Source organism: Lichenibacterium minor, assembly GCF_004137685.1.
GTDB lineage: Bacteria > Pseudomonadota > Alphaproteobacteria > Rhizobiales > Beijerinckiaceae > Lichenihabitans > Lichenihabitans minor.
Genome location: NZ_QYBB01000103.1, coordinates 1 through 4,818, shown reverse-complemented (window position 1 = coordinate 4,818; position 4,818 = coordinate 1). Strand labels below are relative to the sequence as shown.

Here is a 4,818-nt window from a genome sequence, read left to right as displayed (position 1 = left end):
TGACGCGTCGTCGGCGATGCACAGCTCCCAGTCGGGGTAGATCTGACTCTGCACGGAAGCGACGGCCTGGCGCAGAAAGCCGACCTGGGGGTTGTAGACGGGCATCACCACGGAGATGAGCGGGCGCCGCCGCAGCCGCAGCACCCGCGCCCGGATGGCGCGCCGGTCACCCTCGCCCAGCGTGTCATGCTGCTCCACCCACCGACCGTAGGCGTCTGTCGGCCCGTCGAACACGCCGGGGCTCGCCGCGAGCGCTGAAAAGGGGCGGCCCTCCAGGAGGCCGTGCTCGGCGAAATGCAGCACCGGATTGACCCCGAGCGCCGCAACATCCGGGTTGCGCGCGAGATAGAAGGCGGGGTCGAACTCCGCGTTCGGCTTGCGCCCCTCCTTCCAGCCGTGCATCGCGAAGTGCAGAGCGGCGGCGGTGCTCGACGACGGCACGTCGGGATAGGCAGTCCGGTAAAATTTGGCATCGAAGAGGCCCGTGTCGAGGAGCGCTTCGGCCATCGCTTCTTCCGGGGTGACAGACGAGGCATGCGAGCTTGCGGCCTCGCGGGACGGGGCACGCCCTTCGAAGATGCCGACCGTCGCGTAATGGACGAGAGGGTTCTCGCCCGAGGCGGCGACGTCGGGGTTGGCGTCCAGGTAGAAAGCCGGATCGAAGTGAGCGTTCGGCCTGCGCCCCTCCTTCCAACCGTCGAGCGCGAAATGCAGCACCGGTTCGAGCCCTGAAAGGACGACGTCGGGGTGGGCTTCCCGATAGAACCGCTCATCGAACAGCCCCGTGTCGAGGACGGCCTCGACGGCGGCTTCGTCGTCGGCGTGGAGGGCCTCGTGCGGTGGCCGGACCCATCGTGCGACCCGTTCGGGAGCGCTCGGCCTACGGCCTTCCAGGATACCCTGTTCCGCGTAGTGGACGAGCGGGTTGTCGCCGGCCTCGGCCACGTCGGGGTTGGTGGCGAGGTAGAAGGCGGGATCGAAACGCGCGTTCGGCCAGCGGCCTTCCCACCAGCCCGTTTCGGCGAAATGGGACGCGGGATCGCCGGTGCCGGACGCGACGTCGGCGTTCGCCGTTCGATAGAAGTCGTCGTCAAAGAGGCCGGTGTCGCGCACCGCGCTCGCGCGGCGCTCCGGCTCGCCACGCGCGGAGCGGGCATCGCCGGGCGAGGGGCCCCGACGTCCGAGGCGCGCGGCCTTGGCCGCCGCTCGCACGAGCCGGCTGTGCTCGAAGAAGCCTAAGCGGCCTTCCGCTTCCGCCAGCGCCGCCAGCGCATTGTCGAGGCGAGCCACCAAATGGTCCTGCCGCTCTCGACGCGACCGTCCCCAGTGCAGCAGTTCGTCATAGCGGTCGGCGACGGCCCGCTGTTCCCGCTGCCTCCGGTCGTCCCGTCCCAGGAGAGCCCGTTCGAGCAGGCTGACTCCGCCGTTGGACCTGTCGCCTGCGCGACGGATCTGCTCCATTCGGGCCGAGAGGGATCGACGCAACAGCTCGATCTCCGCCCGACCGGCGCGCAGCGCCGCGCCGTGGCTGGCTTCCCGCGCCTCGGCCAAGTCCCGCCGGCGCTCGGCCTCCGCTTTCGCCCGTTCGGCCTCATCCCGGCGCCGTTCGGCGGTATCGAGATCCTGCAGCGCCTGATCGGCGCTGTGACGCAGCTCGCCTGGTCGCGCCTGCTCTCGTTGCAGCTCTTCTCGCCGTGATGTGCCGTCGAGGCGTTCCTGCTCAAGCGCCGTCCCGCGTGCGGCGACGATCTCCTCCAGCCGGATGAGCCGGTGATCCGAGCGGTCGACGACAGACGGTCCCCGGCCTGTTCCCCCTTCGGGCGGCGAGCGGTCCATCGGGCGAGCCAGCAGCGCGTCGAGCCCTGCATCGAGCGCCGATGCCCGTTGGCGTTCCACGACGGCCGACCCGAGCGCGCCGTAGGCGGCGCGGGTAGCGGCGCGGACCTCGTCGTCGGCCGACATCAAGCTCTTCAGCCCATCCGGGACCGCACCCAGGCACAGCACACCCAAGCCGTGGCCGTGCAGGAACTCGAAGGAAGGGAACCGGGCGCTCAGGTCTCCCCAAAGCCTCCAAACGCCGAACTCGCGCTCCCGCACCTGGGTGTCATGGAACAGGACGACCGCGTCGGGCTTCAGTTTCGGTCGCCAGGAGGCGAAGTCATGCTCCACGTCCTCGTAAAGGTGCAGTCCGTCGATGTGGAGGAGGTCGATGCTGCCGTCCTCGAAGCGCGACAGGGCGGCGTCGAACGTGCTGCGTATCAGGGTGGCGAAACCGCGGTAGGCCCGGTTCCGCTCCTGCACCTCCTCGAAGACGTCCTCGCCATAAAAGCCAGCGTGTTCGTCCCCCGTCCAGGTGTCGACCGCGAAGGCTCGCGTCCCGAGATCGAGACGGGCGATCGCCTGACAGAAGGAGAAAAAGGAGAAACCGGAATGAGTCCCGAGTTCGACGACGCATCGGGGGCGCAAGGCGTCGATCAGCCAGAAGGCGAAAGGCGCGTGGGCGAGCCAGGCTGAATCGGACAAGAGGTCGGGCACCCAGAACGAGGCGTTCGAAAGATTGAACCCAGTGTCTCGCATCGATCCCGATATCCCCACCCATTCTCGCCAGGGGTTTGGACCACGGGAAATGCCGAGGCAAGGCGTTCGTCGTCGGTCGCCATTTCGGCGGTCGCCCGCTTCACGGCATACCTCGGCAGGACGGCGTCGGCCCGCCCAAGCCATCCTGCCTTTCCTCCCTGTCAAGAAAAGCAGATCTTCGGGGCCAGCCCAGGATGTGTTCTGAGACCTTCCCGCACCCGGACATCCAGGGTAGACCGCGATCGGGTGAGGCCACCCGGTCGCGTGAACACAGTCGCCGAGGCCGAGGCTCCGGCCGCTTGCGTCGACCGGAGGGGCGCCGGGATCGCACGCACAGGCTGGATTGGAGGCCGGACCGTGACAGGCCAGGGCCACCGGCGATACGCTGGACGCCGGTCGAAGCTCGTGTGCGGTCATCGCGGCCCATCGAGCCGCGGTGCGGAAGTTTCGAGGTGGGATGCGGTGAACGGTTCGACGAATGACGCGATCAGCTCCGTGTCGCCAGCTTCCTTCTGGGACCCGGTCGACCTGTCGGCGTCGGAGTGGATCGAGCACGCCCCCTTCGCTTTCTGGTTGGTGGACGCCATCGCGCCGTCCCTCGTCGTGGAACTGAGCGCAGGGCCGGGGTTCTCGTACCTGGCCTTCTGCCAGGCGATTCACCGGCTCGGCCTCGCCGCGACGGCCCGCGCCGTGGCCCCCTGGGACGGTGACGAAGCGCACCTTGCGGCCGTCTCGCGGAACGCGCCCTACGCCGCCTTTTCCTCGCTGATCGGGGCCCCGTACCACGAGGCACGGCCGAGTTTCGCGCCGGGGTCGATCGACCTGCTCCATATCGACGGACCTCACGACCACGGCGAAGCGGTGCAGATCCTCGACGCCTGGAGATCCCGGCTCAGCGACGCCGGCATCGTGCTGCTGCACGGCACCGGCCCGGAAGGACGGCGCACGGGCACCGGCCTGCTCTTCGATGGACTGACGTCTGATCATCCGACGTTTCACTTCCCCCACGGGCTCGGACTCGGGCTCGTGGCGATCGGCCGTGCGGTTCCGGATCGACTGGCGGCCCTGCTGGGCGGCGAACAGGCGGACGTCACCAGAGCGGCCTACGCGGCGCTCGGTCGAGGCCTTCGTCTACGCCGTCGCGCCGTCGCGGACGGAGAAGCGCTCGGACTCCTGACCGAGCGGGTCGATCCGGACCGTCGGGGACCGGGGCGACGCGGCTTCCCGCCCGACTGCAGCCCCGACATCGTCCGGCTCGCAGCCGACCTGCCGGATGCCACGCCATCGTCCCATTTGGCGGACCTGAGCCGGCGCTTGGCCGCCCTTGAGGGCGCTTCCGGGACGCCGCGGCCGGCGCCGACCGGGGCACCGGCGATCGAGGTCGCAGTCCAGGAAGGCCACCTCCGTCGCCTGTCATCGGAAGGGCCTATGGCCGACATCGCGGGACTCCGGGCCGAGTCGCGCGCGCTCCGTGCCAGCGAGGCCGAGGCGAACCGCCGAGCCCGGAGGGCCGCCCGCGCCATCCACGCTCGCCGCGCCGAGGTGGAGCGGCAGATTGCCGCCATCGAGACGGCGGCCGCGACCGCGCATGCCGACGTCGCACGCTTGGCCGAGACCGCCTGGAGGCATCGCGAGAATGAGCATGCCGCCGACCACGCCCGGGCCGAAGCGCGGCGCCGGCTGCAAGACCTCCTGGAGCACGAGCGGGCCATGCTGGCCTCGCCCGGCGGATTGCAGGGCGTCCTGTCGCTCGGAGCGGTCCGACGCTGGCGCAGGATGGTGCGCGGCTATTCGTCGTTCGTCAGGCGGGGCGCTGATGCCGCGACCGAATGGCAGGATGCCGAGAAGCGTTACGCGGCCGCCCGGGAAGCGAGGCGTTTCGGCGAGGACCAGGCCCATGCGGCGCAGCCGCGGGCATCCGAGTTGGACAGTGCGGTCGTCATGCTGCGGGCCGAACTCGCCGCGAGCGAAAACCTCCTAGCGCTCCTCCCCGAGGTGCCCGGAGGCGAGACCGGCCCCGTCGCGGACGCCTACGACCGGTGGGTGGAGCAGCATGACACGCTGGACGAGGGTGACCGGCGCGCCATCCGGGCGCGGGTGCTGCGGATGCGGCGGCGCCCGCTCATCTCCGTGGTGATGCCCGTCTACAACCCCCAGGTCGGCTTCCTGCGCCAGGCCGTCGCTTCCGTGCAGAGCCAGATCTACCCCGACTGGGAGCTGTGCATCGCCGACGACGCGTCC

At 70.0% G+C, this 4,818-nt stretch carries 2 protein-coding genes; one reads left to right on the top strand and one right to left on the bottom strand.

Annotated elements, in window-relative coordinates; translation table 11 throughout:
- The coding region (locus D3273_RS29490; RefSeq protein ID WP_245501417.1) for a class I SAM-dependent methyltransferase at window positions 1-2,577 on the bottom strand (2,577 nt) is incomplete at its 3' end.
- A gap of 495 nt (window positions 2,578-3,072) precedes the next feature.
- On the opposite strand from D3273_RS29490, the gene D3273_RS27165 reads away from it, so the two are divergent.
- On the top strand, window positions 3,073-4,818 hold a 1,746-nt coding region (locus D3273_RS27165), incomplete at its 3' end, for a class I SAM-dependent methyltransferase (protein WP_129230097.1).